23 protein-coding genes are annotated in these 19,985 nt (G+C 73.1%); 9 read left to right on the top strand and 14 right to left on the bottom strand.

The window, feature by feature from the left end; genetic code table 11:
* The first annotated feature begins 74 nt into the window (after positions 1-74).
* Positions 75-830 carry an MIP/aquaporin family protein gene (locus tag V6D49_RS08410; RefSeq protein WP_340558490.1) on the top strand — a complete coding sequence of 252 codons (756 nt, stop codon included), beginning with the start codon at positions 75-77 and terminating at the stop codon, positions 828-830.
* A 17-nt stretch (positions 831-847) separates the two neighbouring features.
* Here the strand turns inward: V6D49_RS08410 and V6D49_RS08405 are convergent, their stop codons facing one another.
* The 4 genes from V6D49_RS08405 to V6D49_RS26195 form a co-directional block, all read right to left on the bottom strand.
* Positions 848-1,702, bottom strand: a complete 855-nt coding sequence (locus V6D49_RS08405; protein WP_340558488.1) for a hypothetical protein — start codon at positions 1,700-1,702, stop codon at positions 848-850.
* Between the two features lie 235 nt (positions 1,703-1,937).
* Entirely contained in the window at positions 1,938-2,459 is a 522-nt protein-coding gene (locus tag V6D49_RS08400; RefSeq protein ID WP_340558486.1) for an ATP-binding protein, read from the bottom strand.
* Position 2,460: 1 nt separating this feature from the next.
* Positions 2,461-2,844 (bottom strand): hypothetical protein, encoded by a 384-nt coding sequence (locus V6D49_RS08395; RefSeq protein WP_340558484.1) that lies wholly within the window; start codon positions 2,842-2,844, stop codon positions 2,461-2,463.
* A gap of 183 nt (positions 2,845-3,027) precedes the next feature.
* On the bottom strand, positions 3,028-3,264 hold the full coding sequence (locus V6D49_RS26195; protein WP_445330489.1) for a DUF7848 domain-containing protein: 237 nt from the start codon (positions 3,262-3,264) through the stop codon (positions 3,028-3,030).
* A gap of 380 nt (positions 3,265-3,644) precedes the next feature.
* Between V6D49_RS26195 and V6D49_RS08390 the strand changes: the two genes are divergently transcribed.
* A complete protein-coding gene (locus V6D49_RS08390) occupies positions 3,645-4,361 on the top strand; it encodes a helix-turn-helix domain-containing protein (RefSeq protein WP_340563792.1) in 717 nt (238 codons plus the stop codon).
* 3 nt (positions 4,362-4,364) lie between these two features.
* Complete coding sequence (locus V6D49_RS08385; RefSeq protein WP_340558482.1) at positions 4,365-4,835, top strand: NUDIX domain-containing protein; 471 nt, start codon at positions 4,365-4,367, stop codon at positions 4,833-4,835.
* 336 nt (positions 4,836-5,171) lie between these two features.
* On the opposite strand, the gene V6D49_RS08380 is transcribed toward V6D49_RS08385, so the two are convergent.
* The 4 genes from V6D49_RS08380 to V6D49_RS08365 form a co-directional block, all read right to left on the bottom strand.
* On the bottom strand, positions 5,172-5,444 hold the full coding sequence (locus V6D49_RS08380; protein WP_340558480.1) for a hypothetical protein: 273 nt from the start codon (positions 5,442-5,444) through the stop codon (positions 5,172-5,174).
* The gene (locus V6D49_RS08375) at positions 5,441-5,794 is read right to left on the bottom strand and encodes a DUF6247 family protein (protein ID WP_340558478.1); all 354 of its coding nucleotides are present in this window, start codon (positions 5,792-5,794) and stop codon (positions 5,441-5,443) included. Before V6D49_RS08375 ends, V6D49_RS08380 begins: the two co-directional genes overlap by 4 nt.
* A 182-nt stretch (positions 5,795-5,976) precedes the next feature.
* Positions 5,977-6,639 (bottom strand): peptide-methionine (S)-S-oxide reductase MsrA, encoded by a 663-nt coding sequence (gene msrA / locus V6D49_RS08370; protein ID WP_340558476.1) that lies wholly within the window; start codon positions 6,637-6,639, stop codon positions 5,977-5,979.
* 61 nt (positions 6,640-6,700) lie between these two features.
* Positions 6,701-7,903 carry a hypothetical protein gene (locus V6D49_RS08365; RefSeq protein ID WP_340558475.1) on the bottom strand — a complete coding sequence of 401 codons (1,203 nt, stop codon included), beginning with the start codon at positions 7,901-7,903 and terminating at the stop codon, positions 6,701-6,703.
* A gap of 98 nt (positions 7,904-8,001) precedes the next feature.
* Here V6D49_RS08365 and V6D49_RS08360 point away from each other — a divergent pair, with 98 nt between their 5' ends.
* On the top strand, positions 8,002-9,144 hold the full coding sequence (locus V6D49_RS08360) for a cystathionine gamma-synthase (protein ID WP_340558474.1): 1,143 nt from the start codon (positions 8,002-8,004) through the stop codon (positions 9,142-9,144).
* Positions 9,145-9,183: 39 nt separating this feature from the next.
* Here V6D49_RS08360 and V6D49_RS08355 read toward each other — a convergent pair whose 3' ends face one another.
* From V6D49_RS08355 to V6D49_RS08345, 3 genes are read right to left on the bottom strand one after another with little or no spacing between them, the layout of a single operon-like run.
* Positions 9,184-9,459, bottom strand: a complete 276-nt coding sequence (locus tag V6D49_RS08355) for a hypothetical protein (protein WP_340558473.1) — start codon at positions 9,457-9,459, stop codon at positions 9,184-9,186.
* Positions 9,456-9,926: a sigma factor-like helix-turn-helix DNA-binding protein gene (locus V6D49_RS08350; protein WP_340558471.1), complete on the bottom strand. Its 471-nt coding sequence runs from the start codon at positions 9,924-9,926 to the stop codon at positions 9,456-9,458. The genes V6D49_RS08355 and V6D49_RS08350 overlap by 4 nt, the downstream gene beginning before the upstream one ends.
* 58 nt (positions 9,927-9,984) lie before the next feature.
* Positions 9,985-10,521: a MarR family winged helix-turn-helix transcriptional regulator gene (locus V6D49_RS08345; protein ID WP_340558469.1), complete on the bottom strand. Its 537-nt coding sequence runs from the start codon at positions 10,519-10,521 to the stop codon at positions 9,985-9,987.
* Positions 10,522-10,688: 167 nt separating this feature from the next.
* Here V6D49_RS08345 and ilvA point away from each other — a divergent pair, with 167 nt between their 5' ends.
* The 3 genes from ilvA (at position 10,689) to V6D49_RS08330 (ending at position 14,039) form a co-directional block, all read left to right on the top strand.
* Positions 10,689-11,906, top strand: a complete 1,218-nt coding sequence (gene ilvA / locus V6D49_RS08340) for a threonine ammonia-lyase (protein ID WP_340558467.1) — start codon at positions 10,689-10,691, stop codon at positions 11,904-11,906.
* A gap of 229 nt (positions 11,907-12,135) precedes the next feature.
* A complete protein-coding gene (locus tag V6D49_RS08335; protein ID WP_340558465.1) occupies positions 12,136-13,173 on the top strand; it encodes an ATP-binding cassette domain-containing protein in 1,038 nt (345 codons plus the stop codon).
* Positions 13,170-14,039, top strand: a complete 870-nt coding sequence (locus V6D49_RS08330) for an ABC transporter permease (RefSeq protein WP_445330488.1) — start codon at positions 13,170-13,172, stop codon at positions 14,037-14,039. Before V6D49_RS08335 ends, V6D49_RS08330 begins: the two co-directional genes overlap by 4 nt.
* A gap of 130 nt (positions 14,040-14,169) precedes the next feature.
* Here V6D49_RS08330 and greA read toward each other — a convergent pair whose 3' ends face one another.
* Together greA and V6D49_RS08320 are read right to left on the bottom strand one after the other, a co-directional pair.
* Positions 14,170-14,667 carry a transcription elongation factor GreA gene (gene greA, locus V6D49_RS08325; protein ID WP_191210818.1) on the bottom strand — a complete coding sequence of 166 codons (498 nt, stop codon included), beginning with the start codon at positions 14,665-14,667 and terminating at the stop codon, positions 14,170-14,172.
* 202 nt (positions 14,668-14,869) lie between these two features.
* Positions 14,870-15,274: a DUF4307 domain-containing protein gene (locus V6D49_RS08320; protein ID WP_340558463.1), complete on the bottom strand. Its 405-nt coding sequence runs from the start codon at positions 15,272-15,274 to the stop codon at positions 14,870-14,872.
* Between the two features lie 93 nt (positions 15,275-15,367).
* On the opposite strand from V6D49_RS08320, the gene mca reads away from it, so the two are divergent.
* Positions 15,368-16,240, top strand: coding sequence for a mycothiol conjugate amidase Mca (gene mca / locus V6D49_RS08315; protein WP_340558461.1), 873 nt, complete (start codon positions 15,368-15,370; stop codon positions 16,238-16,240).
* 4 nt (positions 16,241-16,244) lie between these two features.
* Complete coding sequence (locus V6D49_RS08310) at positions 16,245-16,454, top strand: hypothetical protein (RefSeq protein ID WP_340558460.1); 210 nt, start codon at positions 16,245-16,247, stop codon at positions 16,452-16,454.
* Between the two features lie 55 nt (positions 16,455-16,509).
* Here V6D49_RS08310 and V6D49_RS08305 read toward each other — a convergent pair whose 3' ends face one another.
* The gene (locus V6D49_RS08305) at positions 16,510-19,818 is read right to left on the bottom strand and encodes a tetratricopeptide repeat protein (protein WP_340558458.1); all 3,309 of its coding nucleotides are present in this window, start codon (positions 19,816-19,818) and stop codon (positions 16,510-16,512) included.
* Positions 19,819-19,985 lie beyond the last annotated feature (167 nt).

Raw genomic sequence — 19,985 nt, 5'->3', positions numbered from 1 at the left:
CCACCTGGCACCATCACCACCATGAGTCTTCAACAAAATGTTGCAGATGGGTCAAGGGCGCCGGGGGTGACCGCGTGACGCGACCCGCCTCCCTGCGACGCCGCGTCGCCGCCGAAGCGCTGGGCACCGGCCTGCTCGCCGCCGTCATCATCGGCTCCGGCATCCACGCGAGCCGGCTCAGCGCGGACGTCGGCGTCGCGCTGCTGGTCAACGTCCTGGCGAGCGCCACCGCACTCGGGCTGCTCCTCGGCGTCCTCGGCCCCGTCTCCGGAGCCCACCTGAACCCGCTCATCACCCTCGCCGCCTGGTGGACCGGCGACGTTCCCCGCCGCGACGTCGCCGCCTACCTGCCCGCCCAGCTCACCGGCGGCCTCAGCGGCGCGGCCCTCGCCCACGCCATGTACGGACTCCCGCCCCTGACGCCCGGCACCCACGAGCGCTGGGGCCCCGGCGTCTGGCTCGCCGAAGCCGTCGCCACGGCCGGACTGCTCCTGGTGGCCTTCGGACTCGTCCGCTCCGGCCGGGCGCGGCTCGTCCCCGTCGCCGTCCCCGCCTGGATCGGCGCCGCCATCCTCTGCATGCCGTCCAACAGCTTCGCCAACCCCGCCCTCACCGCCGCCCGTTCACTCTCCGACACCTTCGCCGGGATCGCCCCCGCCTCCGCCCTCCTCTACCTCGCCGCCCAATTCCTCGGCGCCACCGCGGGCTTGGCCGCCGTCGCCCTCGTCTTCGGCCACACGTCCACCCGCCGCACGGTCGTCGTCACCCGGTCCGCCACGCCGGCCGGTCACCCCGACCCCGAGCACCCGGCCACCGCGCGCCCGGCCTGAGACTCCTCGCGCGTGCCCTACCCCGGGGGCCGACGCCGTTCGGCGCGGCGGGCGGCCCGCTCCGCGTCGCCCACCGCCGCCCGCGCCGCCCACTCCGCCTCCTCGGCCGCCGCCACCGCCTCCCGCGCCGCCGCCAGCTCGTCCGCCAGCGCGCCGGCCCGCTCCCGCGCCCCGGCCAGCCGCTCCCGCGCCGTCTCCAGCTCCGCGCGCCGCGCCGCCACGGCCCGTTCGGCGTCCTTCGCCGCCCGCCGTTCCTCCCCCTTCCGCCGCTCCCGCTCCGCCCGCCGCTCCTCGGCCGCCCGCCGCTCGGCCTCCCGTCGTCCGGCCCGCGCCTCCCGCGCCCGCCGCCGATCCCGCGCGGCGTCCAGATCCCGCACCGCCCCCGGCTCCGCCGCCACCGCCGGAAACCCGGCCTCCGCCCGCAACGGCCGCACCAGCCGCCCCTCCGCCCACCGCCGGGCCGCCTCCGGATCGGCCAGCACCGCGTGCAGCGTCCGGCGGACCTCCTCCAGGACGTCGTCCCCCACCGGACGCCCGGCGGCCGACGCCAACCGGCCCGCCTCCTGCGCCATCGCCGCCACCACCGCGTGCTGCCGCGCGCCCAGTTCGCGCAACTGCGCGCCGTCCAACTCCGCCTGCGCCCGCCGCAGCGCCTCGCCCAGCTCCACCAGCGGCCCGACCTCCTCCGGCCGCTCCCGCACCAGCACGTTGCTGACCCACGCGGCCCGCGTCGGCCGCCGCAACTCCTTCAGCTCCGCCGCGAGCCGCCGCTCACCGGCCTTCCGCGCCGCCCGCACGGCCGCGTCCCGCGCCGCCGTGAACTCCTCCGGCGGCCCCCGGTACAGCTCGTCCGCGACCTCGTCGAACCCCACCCACCCATCCTCCCGCCCCCACGCCCCCACCGCGCGTCCCACCGCGCCGAACGGCGGACGGGGCCGGGTGGCGACCCGGCCACGGCCTGCCGCAGCGCGGCCACGGTGGCGGGCGGCTGAGGGATCAGTCGCCGCCCGGGGATGCCCGTGGTCATACGACCGAGTGTGCCCCCTTCTGCTCCTCCGCGCGGGGCACGCGGGGGGTCTCGCGGTCGACGCGTACGGGACATCGGGATCACCGATCGCCGTGGAGACCGAAGCGGCAGAAGACGCTCTTGCCGCCGCCCTCCCGGGGAACCCACCAGACCGCGTCCGCCAGGGCGCACACGAGGAACAGCCCGCGTCCGCCGTCTTGGAGGAGGTCGTGGTGAGGCAGGTCGAACAGGCCGGAGGCGCTCAGGTCCCCGCGCGGCACCCCGGGCAGCGCGGAATCACCATCCGCGACCTCCACGGACAGCCACCGGGGGTGGGCGCGGAAGGCGAGGGCAACCTGACGGCTGCCCGGCTCCGTCCCACGTCCCTGCGGCCCGGCATGGTGCACTGCGTTGCCGACGAGTTCCGACACACAGAGCTCCACGTCGTCCGCCAGCCGCTCCACGCCCCAGTCCCGGGAGACCTCTCGGGCCAGGCGACGGGCAACCCTGCCCGTGTCGGGCGAACGCACCGGAAGCCGGGCCGAGCGGAAGCGCTCCGCCGTGGCCGGAGCCTCAGCTCCCACGGGCTCGGGCCGTGCAGCCCACAGGAGTCCCTCACGCACGTCACCGGACTCCATCGCACGACCTCTCGCCCCGCGTGTCGGCCCTGCTCCTCAGCATGTCCGCTGGTCCGCTCACCGAGGCATTCCCCGCACGGCGAATCCACCGTGGTCCCACGTCGATGCCGTAAGGGGCCAGCCACAACGTCCGCCGCCGGGCGCGGCCCAGCAGCAGTTCCCGCCGTTCCTCCGGGGTCATCACATAGGGACGGACGAGTTCGGCGTTCGTGATCACCGGCAGGTCCTGCACCACACGGCGGATGAGGGGCGGCTCCGTTGTCGGGGTGTCGACCTCCTTGGCCGCCAGGCGGCCGGCCCTATGCGTGCCGGGCTTCGAGAGCAGTAACGCCAGCAGGCGTGTGATCAAGTGACTGGTGCTTTTGTGCACGTTGACGCTCCTCATCAGCGTTGGCCGTGTCCGGGCCCGTGGGCACGGTCGGGGATTCATCCCCGCCAGGTCATCGGTGCTCCCGGGCGGTGAGTGGCCCGCTTGGTCACACATGGCCCTGGCCGGCCTGATCGAGTAGTTGCGCGAGTTGCCGCGCGACGACAGGAGCCGTCCGGCCCCGGTTCACCCCCTGACAGGGGCCATGCGCCAGAGGCGGACGACGACCTCCCGATAAGTGCGGTGAGACGGGTGGCCTCCCGTGTGGGAGAAGGCCCAGGCGCGCGCCGCTTCGAAGTCCGCTTCTGTACCCGAGGAAGCCAGACACGAGGAACACTCCAGCTCGTGCAGCATCTCGGGTTCCCCCGGTGAGAGGTGCGGCGCCATCGTCCAGCTCACGTAGCGGAAGACCGAGCGCGTCACGATGCGCCACTGTCGTACGGCTTCCTGCTGGGGGCGTTGACCTCGACCAGCCGCGCCTTCGGTCGCTCCCCGTGGGTGATAGACCGCACCTCGCTTTGAGGTGCATCCCACAGCAGGGCGCTGTTGAGCAACTTCAGCAGTAGGCGCGTGCCAAGGTGTTCCCTCACCCGGCGCACGCCATACATGAGTTGATTTAGCGTCAATGCGCCCGCGCGGAGCGCTCCCTTGTGGCTCACGCAGTCAGGAAATCCCCGGTACCACGGACGTTGGTACCTCCACCAAAGCCCATTTGGGGACGTCCCAGAGTTGGTAGAACGTCCCTAGCAACGTCCCCATGAGTAGGGAGAGACTCTGTGCAGAACGAGCGACTACGAGCCGCCATGGCAGCCGGTGGGTGGACCTACGCCACCCTCGCGGCCAAGGCGGAGGTGGACCCCAAGTCTGTCGAGCGCTGGGTCAACCTCGGCCGCACTCCGCGCCGCACGACAGCGATGCAGGCTGCCGAAGCCTTAGGAGAAGACGTGCACGCACTCTGGCCAACCCTGCGTCAGGTTCGCAGTGCGCGAGCCATAAGCCCCGAACTGATGGCCCTGTACGACGAACGCGCGGACGTACCCGTATCGGCCTTCACGGACATGCTGGGCCAAGCCCGCGAGCACATCGACGTGCTGGTCTATGCGGCCGTCTTCCTGCACGAGGCGTATCCCCGCCTCAACGATCTGCTGCGGGAGCGGGCGACTGAGGGGTGCAGTGTGCGCGTCGCCATCGGCGACGCCGACAGCGACAACGTCCAGCAGCGCGGCCAAGAGGAGAGGTTCGGCCACGGCATCGAGTCCCGTTGCCGACTCGCGCTCATGCACTACCGGCCGCTGCTAGGCGTGCCGGGCATCGAAATCCGCACACACGGGACCACGCTCTACAACTCCATCTATCGAGCGGATGACCAGATGCTGGTCAACGCCCACGTGTGGGGTGTCAACGCTTACGGGGCGCCCGTATGGCACATGCGCCGCCACGACAACGGCAGGATCTTCAACACCTACGCGCAGAGCTTCGACGCCGTCTGGGCAACGGCAACGCCGGTACAGGGAGAATGAGGCATGACGCGGACCGAGTACTACGACGACCCCGATGCGCCCGAACCCAACAGTCTGGTCGTCGCTGCGTCCGCCGTCGTGACCGACGAGAAGGGCCGCATACTGCTCCAGCGGCGCCGCGACAACGGCCTCTGGGCTCTGTGCGGCGGCGGCATGGAGCTGACCGACTCCCTACCGGGCGCGGCCGTGCGCGAGGTGAAAGAGGAGACTGGACTCGACGTAGAGATCATCGGTCTGGTCGGCACCTACACCGACCCCCGACACATCATCGCCTACAGCGACGGCGAGGTACGCAGACAGTTCAATGTCTGCTTCACCGCCCGCGTCGTCGGAGGCGCACTGGCCATCTCGGACGAGTCCACCGAACTGCGGTTCGTGCCGCCCGAAGAGCTCGACGCGCTGCCGATGCACCACACCCAGCGCCTCCGGCTCAAGCACTTCCTCGAACACCGAGACCAGCCGTACCTCGGTTGACCCAGAACGCCCCTGCGGCCCTCCAATTCGCTTGTGATCCAGCTGCTACCCGGCAGGCCCTCTACTGGCAGGACAGCGAGTGGTTTACCGCAGGCGAGAGGCGAGGTCATGGGGAGCAATGAGTCGGGCGAGGTATTCGCATGCAGTGCTCATCTGCATGCACTTTTGACGTCGGGCAGCTGGCGTCAAGTTCCGGGCACGCGTCCAAGAGCTGCGTAGCCTGAACACCGGCCCACCTCGTGACTGAGCGTATCCATGCACCACCGCGTGCGGCGTCCGGCGGGCCTCCTCCAGGACGTCGTACCCCACCGGCCGCCCCCACGCCCCCACCGCGTCTCAAAGAGCATCGAACGGTGGCACGATGCGGACCACGACGATCAGTGGATCGCGGGGGGCTACCAGGAAGTAGAACCAGCCACCAGCGGCGTCCATACGACGTAGACCGCCTGAGCGAGGTCCAGTGCCGAGGTCGCTGACGTCGACGCCCGTACTGGCCAGATCGACGATCTGGTCAGCCAACCGCTCCACTTCGGCTACGACGTGAGTGGGAACACCGCCTGCCACATGGTCGTGGTCAGGGTCGTATTCCCAGTGCCAATCCGTGCTCACCGGGTCGCGAGACCGACGGCTGCGTGGGCCGCGTCCAGGATGCGCCCGATGTGAGCGGCCGCCCGGCGTGCCTGGGCGGCATCACCCGTCTCGGCGGCATCCTCCCAGCGTCGGAGATCCGCTGCGATCTCCGGGTGGCGCTGAATGTGGACGTGGACCGCCCACTGGGCCACGAACCGTTGGAGCGGTGCCAGGTCGGAACCCTGTCGGGACTGATCGGCCGCATGGTCCAGCTCTCGAGTGAAGGCCGGTAGGGCGGCAGGAGTGATCTGGCTGACGGCCTGCCGCAGTGCGGCCACGGTGGCGGGCGGCTGAGGGATCAGCGGTTGCCCGGCGACGGAGGTAGTCATGGCGGCTCCCATGAGCGCGATTTTGATCCCGCGCTTCAGCGTAATGGGCGGTACTGCGCTATCGCCCCTCGAACGAGTGAAGGAGCGAACTTGAAGAGGGCTCGATCACACACGTATGTGATGAGAAGGCGGGCTTGCCCTTCAAGCCGAGGCTTCGATGCTGCGAGCCGTCGCGGGCCGATTCAGCCGTCCGTGCGGGCGATGCCGACGGGGCAGGAGACGCCGGTGCCGCCGATGCCGCAGTAGCCCGCCGGGTTCTTGTGCAGGTACTGCTGGTGGTACAGCTCGGCGGGGTAGAAGGGGCGGCCCTCGGCGGGCAGGATCTCGGTCGTGATGTCGCCGTAGCCCGAGGCGGTCAGGAGTCGCTGGTAGGCGTCGCGGGAGGCCTCGGCCTCCTGCTGGTCGGCGGGGGAGTGGGTGTAGACGGCGGAGCGGTACTGGGTGCCGACGTCGTTGCCCTGCCGGAAGCCCTGCGTCGGGTCGTGGGCCTCCCAGAAGAGCTTCAGGAGACGCCCGAAGTCGACCTTCGCCGGGTCGTACACGACGCGGACGGCCTCGGTGTGGCCCGTCATGCCCGAGCAGACCTCCTCGTAGGTGGGGTGCACGGTGTGCCCGCCCTGGTAGCCGACGAGGGTCGTCCACACGCCGTCCTGCTCCCAGAAGACGCGCTCGGCGCCCCAGAAGCAGCCGAGGCCGAAGTCGGCGACGGCGAGGTGCTCGGGGTGGGGGCCGAGCAGCGGCGTGTCGAGGACGGCGTGCGTCCCGGTCACGGTGAACGCGGGTTCGGTGCGGCCGGGCAGGGCCTGCTCGGGGGTGGGGAGGTGGGACGTGCGGCGGGCGAACATGGCGGGGCTCCCTCGGTGGCTCGGGCGGACGGTGGGGTGGTCGTCGGTGCAGGGGCGGCCGTCAGTGCAGGGGTGGCGGCGGGGCGGACGCGGTGCTGCCGCCGTGGCTCTCGTAGCCCGCGACGGCCAGGGCGCGGTAGGCGGCGTACGCGCGGGCGGGGTCCGGGGCCTCGATCCACGGGAGGGCGCCGACGTAGCCGTCCACGGCGCGCAGCGCCTCCATGGCCTCCTCGAAGCGCTCGGACCGCACCAGCAGGCACAGCAGCAGGTGCAGGACGTGGGCCCGGACGGGGTGGTCGTCGGCCGCTTCGTTGACGGCGAACTCGGCCGCCTCGATCGCGTCCTCGACGACCTTGCTCTGGTACATCCCGCGCACCATGTTGGCCTCGGGCAGGTGCTCCCAGACGGCGAACAGCGGCAGGGCGGGGAGCAGGCTGCCCTCGGGGGCGCGGGCGGCGGCGTCCTGGGCGAAGGCGTAGGCGTCCTCGCGGGAGCCGTGCCACTTCTCCGACCAGTACGGCAGGGCGGCCAGGTGCGCGCCCATGTGGTGCGGGGCGCGCCGCACGACCTCGTTCCACAGGGCCTCGAAGTCGGCGCGGCGGTAGCCGAGGCGGCGGGCGACGAACAGTTCGGTGAGGTGGGGTGTCGGGTCCTCGTCGGCCATCGCGGCCGCCTCGCGGGCGACGTTGCGGGCCTCCTCCAGGACGATGTGGTGATCGGCGGAGGAGGGGTCGGCGAGGGCCTGCCAGACGAGGAACTGGGCGTAGACCTGGGCGGCGCTGCGGTCCTGCGGCCGCTCGGTGCGCCAGTTCCGCAGCCAGCGGGCGTCCTGCTGGCGGGCCTCGGTGGGGGCGTCCTTGGTGAAGGAGAGGCCGCCCGGTGCGGGCGACGGGCCCGGCTCCGGGGGCGGCTGCTCGGCGCCGGTGGCCCGCGCGGCGCGGAGTTCCACCGCGGCGGCTCCGGCCAGGGACTGCACGCGCTGCCAGCGCAGCTCCCAGTCGTCGGAGGTCAGGGCGAGCAGCCGGGCGACGGGCTCGTAGTCCTGGGTGCGCTGGGTCTCGGTCAGTGCCTCGACCAGCTCGTGGTCGGGCCCGGGCAGCCGGACGTCGAGCTCGGCGGCGGGCACGAAGCCGTAGGCGTCGGGATCGTTCGACCGGGTGAAGCCGCCCATGGCCGCCTTGACGGCCCGGCGCCGCTGCAGCAGGCGGGGCACCAGGAAACCGGCGAGGGCGGCGACGACCAAGAGGAAGAGCAGGAACTCCATGGGTCCACGGTACGGCGCGCGCCGTACCGGTCGGCGGGGGCGGCCGGAATTCCGGCGCCGACGTTCTCCCGGCCCCGGCAGCCCTTAGGCTCGCGGGCATGAGCCACGAGCACTTCGAGACGCTTGCCATCCATGCCGGCCAGGAGCCGGACGCCGCGACGGGCGCCGTCGTCCCGCCGATCTACCAGGTCTCCACCTACAAGCAGGACGGGGTGGGCGGCCTGCGGGGCGGTTACGAGTACAGCAGGTCCGCCAACCCCACGCGGACCGCGCTGGAGGAGAACCTGGCCGCCCTGGAGGGCGGGAGCCGGGGCCTGGCCTTCGCCTCCGGTCTGGCGGCGGAGGACTGCCTGCTGCGGACGGTGCTGACCCCGGGCGACCACGTCGTGATCCCCAACGACGCCTACGGCGGGACGTTCCGCCTCTTCGCCAAGGTCGCCGAGCGCTGGGGCGTGCGCTGGTCGGTCGCCGACACGGCCGACGCGGACGCCGTGCGCGCCGCCCTCACCGACCGCACCAAGGTCATCTGGGTCGAGACGCCCACCAACCCGCTGCTGGGTATCACCGACATCGCGCGGCTCGCCGACGTCGCCCGCACGGCGGGGGCCCGGCTGGTCGTGGACAACACCTTCGCCAGCCCCTACCTCCAGCAGCCCCTGGCCCTGGGCGCCGACGTCGTCGTGCACTCCACGACGAAGTACATGGGCGGCCACTCCGACGTCGTCGGGGGCGCGCTCGTCACCTCCGACGCGGCGCTCGGCGAGGAGCTGGCCTTCCACCAGAACGCCATGGGCGCCGTCGCGGGGCCGTTCGACGCGTGGCTGGTGATGCGCGGCGTGAAGACGCTCGCCGTCCGCATGGACCGGCACTGCGCGAACGCCACCCGCGTCGCGGAGATGCTGGCGGCGCACCCGAAGGTCATCGAGGTCCTCTACCCGGGGCTGCCCGGGCACGCGGGGCACGAGGTGGCGGCCAAGCAGATGCGCGCGTTCGGCGGGATGGTCTCGTTCCGCGTCGCCGGGGGCGAGGAGGAGGCGGTCGCGGTGTGCGACCGCACCAAGCTGTTCACCCTCGGGGAGTCGCTCGGCGGCGTCGAGTCGCTCATCGAGCACCCGGGCCGGATGACGCACGCCTCGGTGGCCGGTTCGCTCCTGGAGGTGCCCGGCGACCTGGTGCGGCTCTCCGTCGGCATCGAGTCCGTGGACGACCTCCTGGCGGACCTCACGGACGCGTTGCGCTGAAGACGGGGGCGGCGGTCACCGGCCCGGCCACCGGGCTCGTCAGCCCGGCCACGGCGGCGTCAGCCGGTCCGGCGGGAGGTGCCACGGTTCGGTGGCCGCCGCCCACCTCAGGAAGAACACCGTCGCGCCCCCCAGGACCGTCCACGCGAGGGTGCGGGCCGCGTTCCTGACGCGTAGCAGCCGCGCGCCGCGTGCGGCGGCGCGGCGCGTCAGGTCGGGCGGAACGGGTGGGTGGGGCGTCTCCAGGAGGCGGCGGACGGGGCCCTCCTTCGGGTCCGGCGGGCCGTCGGACCCGGCGGGCGGGCCGCCGTTCACCGCGCCGCTCCGGGGGCCTGCGGAGCCGGTGCGGGGCGGGAGCGCATCGTCGACAGGGCGTGGGCGTAGAGGGCGCGGACGCGTTCGGGCGGCAGGTCCAGCGTCGCGGCCGTCTGGTCCTCGCCGAGCCCCTCGTGCAGCCGCAGCACGAGAACGAGCCGCTCGCGGGGGCCGAGCCGGGTCAGGACGCCGCCACAGGGGCGCCGGTGGCGCCAGGACGACGCGCCGAAGCGGGTGGCGAGGGCGGTGCGGGCGCAGGCGTAGGGGTCTTCGCCGCGCAGGGCGTCCCAGGTGGCGTAGGTGTCCGCGAGGGCGGCCGTCAGGAGCCGCTCGGCGGCCGGGCAGTGGGTGCGGCTCTCGCCGGTCAGCAGGGCGGCGACGTGCAGGAGCCGGCCGGCCGCGCCCGCCGTGAACGTCTCGAACTCCCGGTCGCGACGGCGAACCGCCGCTGCTCGCCGTGTTCCCACCCCGTCAGTGGACGTCCGGTGGGCCCGCCGGGTCAAGACCTGGGCGGGCGGGTGTGGTTCAGGACGGTCCGAGCGGTGCGTGCAGGTCGGACAGCGCCTCGTTGAACCGGGTGAGCAGGGTGCAGAAGGCCTCGCGCTCCGCGTCCGACCAGCCGTCGGTGAGCAGCGCCATGAGGGCGCGGCGGGAGGCCCGCACCTGTGCCAGGCGCGCGGCGCCGCGTGCCGACAGCTCCAGCACGACGGCGCGGCCGTCCTCGGGGTGGGAGGTGCGGCTGACCAGGCCCGCGTCGACCAGCGGTGCCACCTGACGGGTGACCGTGGAGGAGTCGATGCCCATGCCGGCGGCGAGTGCCTTGACGCCGGTCGGGCCTTCCTGGTCGAGGCGGTTGAGGAGCAGGTAGGCGGCGCGGTCCATGGAGTTCCGGGCCTGGCCGACGCCGCCGAGCCGGGTCTGCTCGGCGCGGCGGGCGAACAGGGCCACCTGGTGCTGCAGGGTCTCGAACGTCGGCTCGCCGTCCTCCCCCTGGGCGGGGACGGTCGGGCCGGGCGCTCCGCGGGGGTGGGAGCCAGTCGTCAGGTCCGGGTGCGTGGGCATGGCCGGGGTGCTCGCTTCTGTGGACGTACGGACTTACGGCGTCGTGCTGTCGTGAGGGTGGGCCACAGGGTACGCGCGTTGGACGGATCGCGTACCGGTGCTGCGGTAACGACCTTGCACGGAGACCGCCGGGCGCGTGGGGCAGGGGCCGCTGCCAGACTGGCGGCATGGTTGACAGCTCCCGCCCCCTCACCGTCGACGACGTACGGGCCGCCCACAAGGCGCTCTCCGGGGTCGCCCGGGTCACGGCGATGGAGGGCAGCCGGCACCTCACCGATCTCGTCGGCTCCCCCGTCCATCTGAAGTGCGAGAACCTCCAGCGCACGGGTTCGTTCAAGATCCGCGGCGCCTACGCGCGGATCGCCGGCCTGCCGGCGGAGGAGCGGGCCCGGGGCGTGGTCGCCGCGAGCGCGGGCAACCACGCGCAGGGCGTGGCGCTCGCGGCCTCGCTGCTCGGCGTGCGGTCCACCGTCTTCATGCCGCGCGGGGCACCGCTGCCGAAGCTGGCCGCGACCCGCGAGTACGGCGCGGAGGTGCGGCTGCACGGTCACGTGGTGGACGAGTCCCTGGCCGCCGCCAAGGAGTACGCGGCCGAGACCGGTGCCGTCGTCATCCACCCCTTCGACCACCGCGACATCGTGGCGGGCCAGGGCACGGTGGGCCTGGAGATCCTGGAGCAGTGCCCGGAGGTGCGCACGATCGTCGTCGGGGTCGGCGGTGGCGGCCTGGTGGCGGGGATCGCGCTGGCGGTCAAGGCGCTGCGGCCGGACGTGCGGATCGTCGGCGTGCAGGCGGAGGGGGCCGCCGCCTACCCGCCGTCGCTGGCGGCGGGACGTCCGGTGGCGCTGGACTCGGTCGCCACGATGGCCGACGGCATCAAGGTCGGACGGCCGGGGGACGTGCCGTTCGAAATCGTTGGCGCGCTGGTGGACGAGGTCCGTACGGTGTCGGAGGACGCGCTCTCCCGGGCGCTTCTGCTGTGCTTGGAGCGGGCGAAGCTCGTGGTGGAGCCGGCGGGGGCCAGTCCGGTGGCGGCGCTGCTCAGCGAGCCCGACGCGTTCCCCGGGCCGGTGGTCGCGGTGCTGTCCGGGGGCAACGTCGACCCGCTGGTCCTCCAGCGCACGCTGCGGCACGGCATGGCGGCGGCGGGGCGCTACCTCTCCCTGCGACTGCGGCTGACGGACCGTCCCGGTGCGCTGGCCGCGCTCCTGGGGGAGTTGTCAGTGGCCGACGCTAACGTCCTCGACGTCAGCCATGTCCGGACCGACCCCCGGCTCGGGCTCAGCGAGGTGGAGGTGGAGCTGCATCTGGAGACCAAGGGCGCCGCGCACTGCGCGGAGGTGACCCGGGCCCTGCGGGACGCGGGGTACACCGTCCGCGCGTGACGGGAGCCGGACGGGAGCCGGGACGCCACGTACCGCGCCGAACGCGACAGTGACGCGATACATCGCGACAGGTTAAGGTGTTCGCGAACCGACGCGTGCGGCGTACCGAGCACCCCGGTCCGTGCGGTCCGTCCAACGGCCAGCACCCGTACAGTCGGCACAGTCGGCACGGCACACGCCACAGCAACGCAGCCACACACTCACCCCCCTACTCCGGGAGAACCACAACATGCCAGGCGCCATCTACGCCGAAGGTCTGGTGAAGACGTTCGGCGACGTCAAGGCACTGGACGGCGTCGACCTCGACGTCCCCGAAGGCACGGTCCTCGGTCTGCTCGGCCCCAACGGCGCGGGCAAGACGACGACCGTGCGGGTGCTGACCACCCTCCTGCGGCCGGACAGCGGACGCGCCGTCGTCGCGGGCGTCGACGTCCTCAAGCATCCGAACGAGGTGCGCCGTTCCATCGGCCTCTCCGGCCAGTTCGCGGCCGTCGACGAGTACCTGACCGGCCGGGAGAACCTCACGATGGTCGGGCAGCTCTACCAGATGTCCGCACGGGACGCGAAGCGGCGCTCGGTCGAGCTGCTGGAGCGGTTCAACCTGGCCGACGCCGCCGACCGCCCCGCCAAGACCTACTCCGGCGGTATGCGCCGCCGGCTCGACCTCGCCGCCGCGCTCGTCGTCAGCCCGCCGGTGATGTTCATGGACGAGCCCACCACCGGCCTCGACCCGCGCAACCGGCAGGGCCTGTGGGACGTCATCCAGGAGCTCGTCGCGGGCGGTACGACGCTGCTGCTGACGACGCAGTACCTGGAGGAGGCCGACCGCCTCGCCGACGACATCGCCGTCGTCGACCACGGCAAGGTCATCGCGCGCGGCACGTCCGACCAGCTCAAGCAGCGCACCGGCGGTGAGCGCATCGAGGTCGTCGTGCACGAGCGCGACCGCATCTCCGACGCCCGGGGCATCCTCGCCGGACACGGCGCGGTCAAGGGCGCGGCGGCGGACGTCGCCGTCGAGCAGCACACCCGCAAGCTGACCGTCCCCGTCAGCGGCGGGGCCAAGCTGCTCGCCGAGGTCATCCGCGACCTGGACGGGGCGGGCATCGAGATCGACGACATCGGCCTGCGCCGCCCCACCCTGGACGACGTCTTCATCTCCCTCACCGGCCACGCGGCCGAGCGGGGCGACACCGACGCCGACGCCGACACGAAGGCGGACACGAAGGCCGCCACCGACACGACCCGCCCGGAGGAACAGAGTTGAGCACCGTCGACGCGCCCGGGGCCCCGCGGCGGCCCGTGGCACCCAAGGCCCGCGGCGGAATCGCCCAGTCCTTCTCGGACTCGCTGATCGTCGCCCGCCGGAATCTCATCCGCATGCTGCGGATCCCCGAAGTGATCATCTTCGGACTCTTCCAGCCCGTCATGTTCGTCGTGCTGTTCAGCTACGTCTTCGGCGGCTCCATCAGCATCCCCGGAGCCGGGACCGACCCGGAGGACTACCGCTCGTTCCTCATGGCCGGCATCTTCGCGCAGACGGTCACGTTCGCCACGGCGGGCGCGGGCGCGGGCATCGCCGAGGACATGCACAAGGGCCTCATCGACCGTTTCCGCTCCCTGCCGATGGCGCGCGGCGCCGTCCTCACCGGCCGGAGCATCGCCGACGCCGTCCAGACGGCGCTCACCCTCCTCGTGCTGGCCGTCGTCGCCCTGCTCGTCGGCTGGCGGGTCAACGAGGGCGTCCTCAAGGCCCTCGGCGCGTTCGGCCTGCTGCTCCTGCTCGGCTACGCGTTCACCTGGATCGGCGCGCTCATCGGCCTGTCCGTGCGCACCCCCGAGGCGGCGACCTCCGGCGGCCTGGTGTGGCTGTTCCCGCTGACGTTCGTCTCGATCGCCTTCGTGCCGTCGCAGAACATGCCCGGCTGGCTCCAGCCCGTCGCCGAGTGGAACCCGTTCAGCGCCACGGTGCAGGCCGCCCGCGAGCTGTTCGGCAACCTGCCGCCCGGGTTCCAGGCGCCGGACGCCTGGCCCATGCAGAACCCGGTCCTGGCCTCCGTGCTGTGGTCGGTCCTCATCATCGTCGTCTTCCGCACGCTGGCGGTCCGCAAGTACCGCTCCGCCACCGGCTGACGTCCCGGCCGATCGACCGGCCGACCGGCCGGCCACCGCGCCCGCAGCGCGGCGGCCGGGCACGGCGAAGCCCCCGCCCCCTCCGGTACGCCCGGGGGAGGCGGGGGCTTCGCCGTGCGGCGGTCCGGGCTCAGCCCTGGTAGGGCTTGGCCTCCAGGATCTTCACCATCGCCAGATTGCCGTTGGGCAGCTCGTAGTCCGCCTCGTCACCGACCTTCTTGCCGTTCACGCCCTGGCCGAGCGGCGACTGCGGGGAGTACGTCTCGATGTCCGAGCTCGCGTACTCGCGGGAGGCCAGCAGGAAGGTGAGCGTGTCGTCCGCGTCACCGTCGAAGGCGATCGTCACCACCATGCCGGGCTCGACGACGCCGTCGTCCGGAGGGGTCTCGCCGACCTTGGCGTTCTCCAGCAGCTGGGTGAGCTGGCGGATGCGCAGCTCCTGCTTGCCCTGCTCCTCCTTGGCGGCGTGGTAGCCGCCGTTCTCACGCAGGTCACCCTCCTCGCGGGCCGCCTCGATCTTCCGGGAGATCTCCAGGCGAGCCGGACCCGACAGGTGCTCCAGCTCGGCCTTGAGCTGGTCGTACGCCGCCTGAGTCAGCCAGGTGACGTTGTCGCTGGTCTGGGTCACAGGTGCTCCTTGCAGGTACTCGGGGGATCTCGGAAAACAAGCAACGCCCTGCCCGGAAGACATGCCTGACCGGGCGGGCGAAACATCGACCATAACAATTTCCGGGGAAAACGGAAGGTGTGACGGCCGTGGGTGCCGACGGTCTCACTCACAGCGAACGCTTCCGTCGGCCGGGCTCAGACGACCCGGCGGCGACCGGCGGTCAGCCCGTCGCCTCCTTGCAACCCACCAGCTCGGCCGCGTAGGCGCGCCCGGTCGTCTCCAGGGTGACTACCCGGTCGATGCGGCTCTCACCCGCCTCGAAGGTGAAGTCGGCCCGGCCGACCTCGCCCCGGTCGACCGAGAGCGCGCGCAGCGAGCAGACCCCGGTGACGCCGTCGTCCTTGCGGACCTCCAGGTGCACCTGCACCTCGGTGTCCGACACCGGGCGGGACTTGATCAGCTCGCCGCTGACCGTGCCCGCCGTGGTGATGTAGGAGACGCCGATCCAGCCGAGCAGCGCGGTGAACGCGACGCCCAGCACCAGCCCCGCCCTCCGCAGCCGGCGGTCCCGCTGGGCGTCGTCGCCGGTGGGGCGGCCGTACCGGCCGGCGGGGGGCTGCGTCATGTCACGTCCGGGAGAATGAGGAATAGAACGGGGTGCTGTGTCAGTCACTATAGAAGCCGTGTTCCTTCACCAGTGAACGAGGATCGAAGAGCCTTGACCGAGCAGCTGCGACTGATGGCCGTGCACGCCCACCCCGACGACGAGTCGAGCAAGGGTGCGGCCACCATGGCGATGTACGTGTCCGAGGGGGTGGACGTGCTGGTCGCGACCTGCACGGGCGGTGAGCGCGGTTCCATCCTCAACCCCAAGCTCCAGGGTGACGCCTACATCGAGGCGAACATCCACGAGGTCCGCCGCAAGGAGATGGACGAGGCCCGCGAGATCCTGGGCGTCAAGCAGGCGTGGCTGGGCTTCGTCGACTCCGGGTTGCCGGAGGGCGACCCGCTGCCGCCGCTCCCCGAGGGCTGCTTCGCCCTCCAGGACGTCGACGAGGCGGCGGGCGCGCTGGTGAAGCTCATCCGCTCCTTCCGCCCGCACGTGATCACCACGTACGACGAGAACGGCGGCTACCCCCACCCCGACCACATCATGACCCACAAGATCTCGATGGTCGCCTTCGACGCCGCCGCCGACCCGGACCGCTACCCGGAGACCGGCCCCGCCTGGCGGCCGCTGAAGCTCTACTACAACCAGGGCTTCAACCGCCGCCGCACCCAGACGCTGCACGACGCGATGCTGGAGCGCGGTCTGGACTCGCCCTACGGGGAGTGGCTCAAGCGGTGGGACGAGTTCCAGAAGGCGGAGCGCGACATCACGACGTTCGTCCCCTGCGGCGACTTCTTCGAGGTCCGCGACAAGGCCCTGATCGCCCACGCCACCCAGATCGACCCCGACGGCGGCTGGTTCCGCGTCCCGATGGAGGTCCAGCGGGAGGTCTGGCCGACGGAGGAGTACGAGCTGGCGAAGTCTCTCGTCGATACGACCCTCCCCGAGAGCGACCTCTTCGCGGGCATCCGCGACAATTGAGCCCATGAGTGCTACGCAGGCCCTGCTGACCTCGCCCGCCGCCGCCGATCTGGTGACCCTCGCGCAGGAGCTGGACGAGAACAAGGTGACGCCCGGCGTCCTCGGCTTCATCGTGTTCGCCGTGATGGGGCTGGGGGTGTGGTTCCTGATGAAGTCCCTGAACCGCCACATGGGCCGGGTCGACTTCCCCGAAGAGACCGAACCGAAGAAGTGACGCGCCCGCCCGCCGATCCGCGTCCGCGGACCGGCGGCCGGGACGGTCCGGCGCGTCAGGGCGCCGCGACGCCCATCGTGTCGCGGGCGGCGCGGGAGGGCACCATGCCCAGCTGCCACACCCGCCAGCCCTCCTCCAGCTCGATGCCGCGCTCCAGCATCAGGGCGTAGGCCTCCGCGCAGTCCGCGAGGACGGGATCACGGTCCCGGTGGCCGTCGGCCACCAGGTCGGCCAGCTCCTGCTGGGCCACCGCCGTGCCGACGACCGAGCCGCCCGGCGAGGCGAACGGCAGCAGCGTGCAGCGCAGGAACCGGGCCCAGTCACCGCCGCGCCGGTCGGGGGAAGCGCCGCCCTCCGGCTCGCCGTATCCGGCCGTGAACAGGGCCAGCGCCTCGTCCGTCAGCTCCAGGGCCTGCGTCAGCCGGCCGTTGCCCGCGTCGATGACCGCGAGCTCCAGGCAGGACCACGCCTGACCGTGCGGGACGCCGACCCGCTGGAAGTCGCTGCGGGCGTCCTGGAGGAGCTGCCGCGCGAAGCCGGAGTTGCGCAGTGACCCCGACGTCGTGGCCGCCCGCTGGTCACGGGTCACCCGGCCCAGGTGGTGCCGGGCGCAGGCCAGCCCGTAGGCGTCCCGCATCCGGCTGAAGCTTGCGCGGGCCCGCTCCAGTTCCTGCACCGCGCCGTCCCGGTTGCCGCTCTCCTCCAGGGCGAGCCCCAGGTAGTAGCGGGTCCAGGCGGCGCCCCGGGGGTCCTCGCCCTCGCGGTGCCGCACCAGCGCGCCGTGCAGCTCCTCGACCGCCTCACCCGCCTCCCCGGCGTAGAGCCGGGCGCGCGCCAGCTCGGTCAGGGCCCACGCCTCGCCACGACCGTCCTGGGTGCGCCGGTACTCCTCCAACGCGCGCTGGAGCTCGGCCTCGGCGCCCCCCACGTCCCCGGTGCGCAGCAGGGTCTGGCCGAGCTGGAAGTGCGCCCACGCCTGCCCGTGGACGCTCTCGCTGTGCCGGTGGCCCTCCAGCGCCTCCCGCAGCAGCCCGAGCGCCTCCCGCAGGCGCCCCCGGTCGCGTGCGACGGCGGCGAGGGCGTGCAGCGTCCAGGCCCGGTCGCCGCGCAGGGCCTCGCCCGTCTGGAGCTCCAGCGCCTCCCCGAGCTTCGCCGCGGCCTCCGCGAGCTTCCCCTGGTGGTGCAGCGTGATGCCCAGCTCGCGCAGGGTCCGGGCGGCCCCGGCGGCGTGGTCGGCCTCCAGGTACAGGCTGACGACCGACGTCAGCGTGGTGTGCGAGCGGTCCAGCTCGCCGAGCTGCCGGGCGGCGATGCCGGTGCGCCACTGCACGGACCGCGTCAGCAGGCCCTGGTCGACGGCCTCGGTGAGGTCGCTCAGCTCGCCCAGCCGGTAGAGGTCGCCGCGCAGCAGGCAGTAGTCGCACAGGGCGCCGAGCAGGTGCAGCACGGCCGACTGGTCGACCGCCGGGTCGGCGTGCCGCAGCGCGGCCGTGATGAAGCTGGACTCGTCGTCCAGCCAGCGCAGGGCGGCGTCCAGCGAGGCGAAGCCGTGCCCGCCGAAGTGCCCGGTGGCGCGGGTGGACGTCTTGCCGTCCACCATGCGGATGACGGTGTCGGCCAGCTCCGCGTACGACCGCAGCAGCCGCTCCTGCGCGGCGGCCCGCTCCCCGGTCTCCTCCTCGTCGCGCAGCCGGGCCAGCGCGAAGCGGCGGACCAGACCGTGCAGTCGGTACCGCTCACCGCGCACGTGCTGGATCAGCCCGGCCTCCGCCAGTGCCGCCAGCTCGCGCCCGGCGGCGTGTTCGTCGGTGCCCAGCAGCGCGGCGGCCGCCGCCGCGCCGAGGCTGGCCCGCCCGGCGAGGGCGAGGCGGCGCAGCAGCGTGCGGGCGGCGTCGGACTGGTCGGCGTACCGCAGCGCCAGGACGCGCCCCGCAGGGTCCGCCGCGTCGTCCGGACCCTGCGCGGCGAGCCGCCGGGCGAGCGCCCCCGCGTCCCCGCCCGCCGCGTTCCCGCCCTCGGCGAGTGCGGAGCCCGCCAGCCGCAGCGCGAAGGGCAGCCCGCCGCACCGGGCGGTCAGCTCGTCGTACCCGGCGGCGTCGTACGGCGGCGCCGAGGCCCCGCCGTCGCTACCCGCCGCGACGGCGCTCAGCAGCTCCTCCGCCCCGGACGCGTCGAGCCCGCCCAGCTCCAGGTGGTGCACCCGGGCCGTCAGCTCCGGGGGCAGCTCCAGCGGCCCTGCGGTGGTGACCACGACCAGGCTGTCGGACCCCTGCGGCACGAGCGCGGCCACCTGCGCGGCGTCCGTCGCGTCGTCCAGCACCACCGTGACCGGCAGATCCTCCAGGTGCTTGTGGTACAGCTCCGTGAGGCGCCGCACCTGCTGCTCCTGCGCGGGCCGCTCCCGTCCGGAGGTGCCGCGGAACAGCAGCTGCTCCCGGGGCGCGCCCAGCCGGTTGAGCAGGTGGAGCAGCGCGTCGCGGGTGCTGAGCGGCGTGCTGCCGTCGCCGCGCAGATCCACCAGGCACGCGCCGCGGAACTCGTCGCGCAGCGCGTGCGCCGCGTGCACCGCCAGCGCCGTGCGCCCCGAGCCGGGCGGCCCATGCAGGACGACGACGGTCGGCCGCGTCTCCGTGGCCGTCCGCGCCTGACGCACCCACTGCCCGACGCGCTCCAGCTCCGCCCGGCGCCCGGTGAACGGCAGGGCCGGAGCGGGCAGCTGACTGAAGGACTGGACCAGCACGTTCCGCCGCCGGGCCGCCGCACTGCGGTCCGTGCCCCGCAGCCGGGGCTGGCCGCCCCCGCGCCGCTCGGTGCGGGGGGAGCGCGCCCTCGGCACGGTGGCCCGCTGCTGCTCCAGGTACGGCCGCACGCCGCGCAGCTCCAGCGCCGTCAGCCAGGCGAGCCGCAACTGCTCGACGCCGCCGGGCTGGTGCCGTGCGCCCGCACCGGACTGGGCGGCCCACAGGTGGGCGCCCACGATCCACGCCAGCGCCCCCACCACGCCCGCCACGGCCACCAGCAGGGCCGCGCCCAGCGCCTCGCCCGAGCCGTACTCCCGGTCCCACAGCATGATCGCCACCGAGGCGACCACGACCGCCCCGGCGACCGGCCCGAGCGCCGCCCCGGAGAACCGCTCGCCCAGCCGCCCGGGCCCCGCCGCGTCCAACGCCCGGGCGAACGCGGCGTACTCCTCGCCGGCCCGCCCGGCGATCTCGTCGAGCGCGGCACGGCCCCGGGCCAGCAGCACCTCGCCGTCGACCTTGCCGCCGCTGCGCCGCACCTCCTCGTCCACCGCACGGGCCAGTACGCGCTCGGCCTCCGCGCGGTGAGCCTCACTCAGTCGCGTGACCACAACCCCCGCCATACGCACCTCTCCCTCGAACGTGACCCCCGAGTCTTCCGCTTCCCGCCCCGGCGCGACACCCCACGCCCCGGCGCGAGCGGGGGCGCCCTGATGCGCCGGGGCGCGGAGAAGCCGTCACCGCGATCGCCGAGCCGGTTCAGCGATAGCCATGGGTCGGGTGTCACGAA

The organism is Streptomyces sp. GSL17-111 (genome assembly GCF_037911585.1).
Classification (GTDB): domain Bacteria; phylum Actinomycetota; class Actinomycetes; order Streptomycetales; family Streptomycetaceae; genus Streptomyces.
Note: the sequence above shows the minus strand (reverse complement) of the source record. Positions and strands in the feature narration are given on the sequence as shown.

Coding starts and splice junctions, on each gene's coding strand:
- V6D49_RS08390 (WP_340563792.1), top strand. CDS start 3,645: ATGGCAGCCGGTGGGTGGACCTACGCCACCCTCGCGGCCAAGGCGGAG.
- V6D49_RS08385 (WP_340558482.1), top strand. CDS start 4,365: ATGACGCGGACCGAGTACTACGACGACCCCGATGCGCCCGAACCCAAC.
- V6D49_RS08375 (WP_340558478.1), bottom strand. CDS start 5,794: ATGACTACCTCCGTCGCCGGGCAACCGCTGATCCCTCAGCCGCCCGCC.
- msrA (WP_340558476.1), bottom strand. CDS start 6,639: ATGTTCGCCCGCCGCACGTCCCACCTCCCCACCCCCGAGCAGGCCCTG.
- V6D49_RS08365 (WP_340558475.1), bottom strand. CDS start 7,903: ATGGAGTTCCTGCTCTTCCTCTTGGTCGTCGCCGCCCTCGCCGGTTTC.
- V6D49_RS08360 (WP_340558474.1), top strand. CDS start 8,002: ATGAGCCACGAGCACTTCGAGACGCTTGCCATCCATGCCGGCCAGGAG.
- V6D49_RS08345 (WP_340558469.1), bottom strand. CDS start 10,521: ATGCCCACGCACCCGGACCTGACGACTGGCTCCCACCCCCGCGGAGCG.
- ilvA (WP_340558467.1), top strand. CDS start 10,689: ATGGTTGACAGCTCCCGCCCCCTCACCGTCGACGACGTACGGGCCGCC.
- V6D49_RS08335 (WP_340558465.1), top strand. CDS start 12,136: ATGCCAGGCGCCATCTACGCCGAAGGTCTGGTGAAGACGTTCGGCGAC.
- V6D49_RS08320 (WP_340558463.1), bottom strand. CDS start 15,274: ATGACGCAGCCCCCCGCCGGCCGGTACGGCCGCCCCACCGGCGACGAC.
- V6D49_RS08310 (WP_340558460.1), top strand. CDS start 16,245: ATGAGTGCTACGCAGGCCCTGCTGACCTCGCCCGCCGCCGCCGATCTG.
- V6D49_RS08305 (WP_340558458.1), bottom strand. CDS start 19,818: ATGGCGGGGGTTGTGGTCACGCGACTGAGTGAGGCTCACCGCGCGGAG.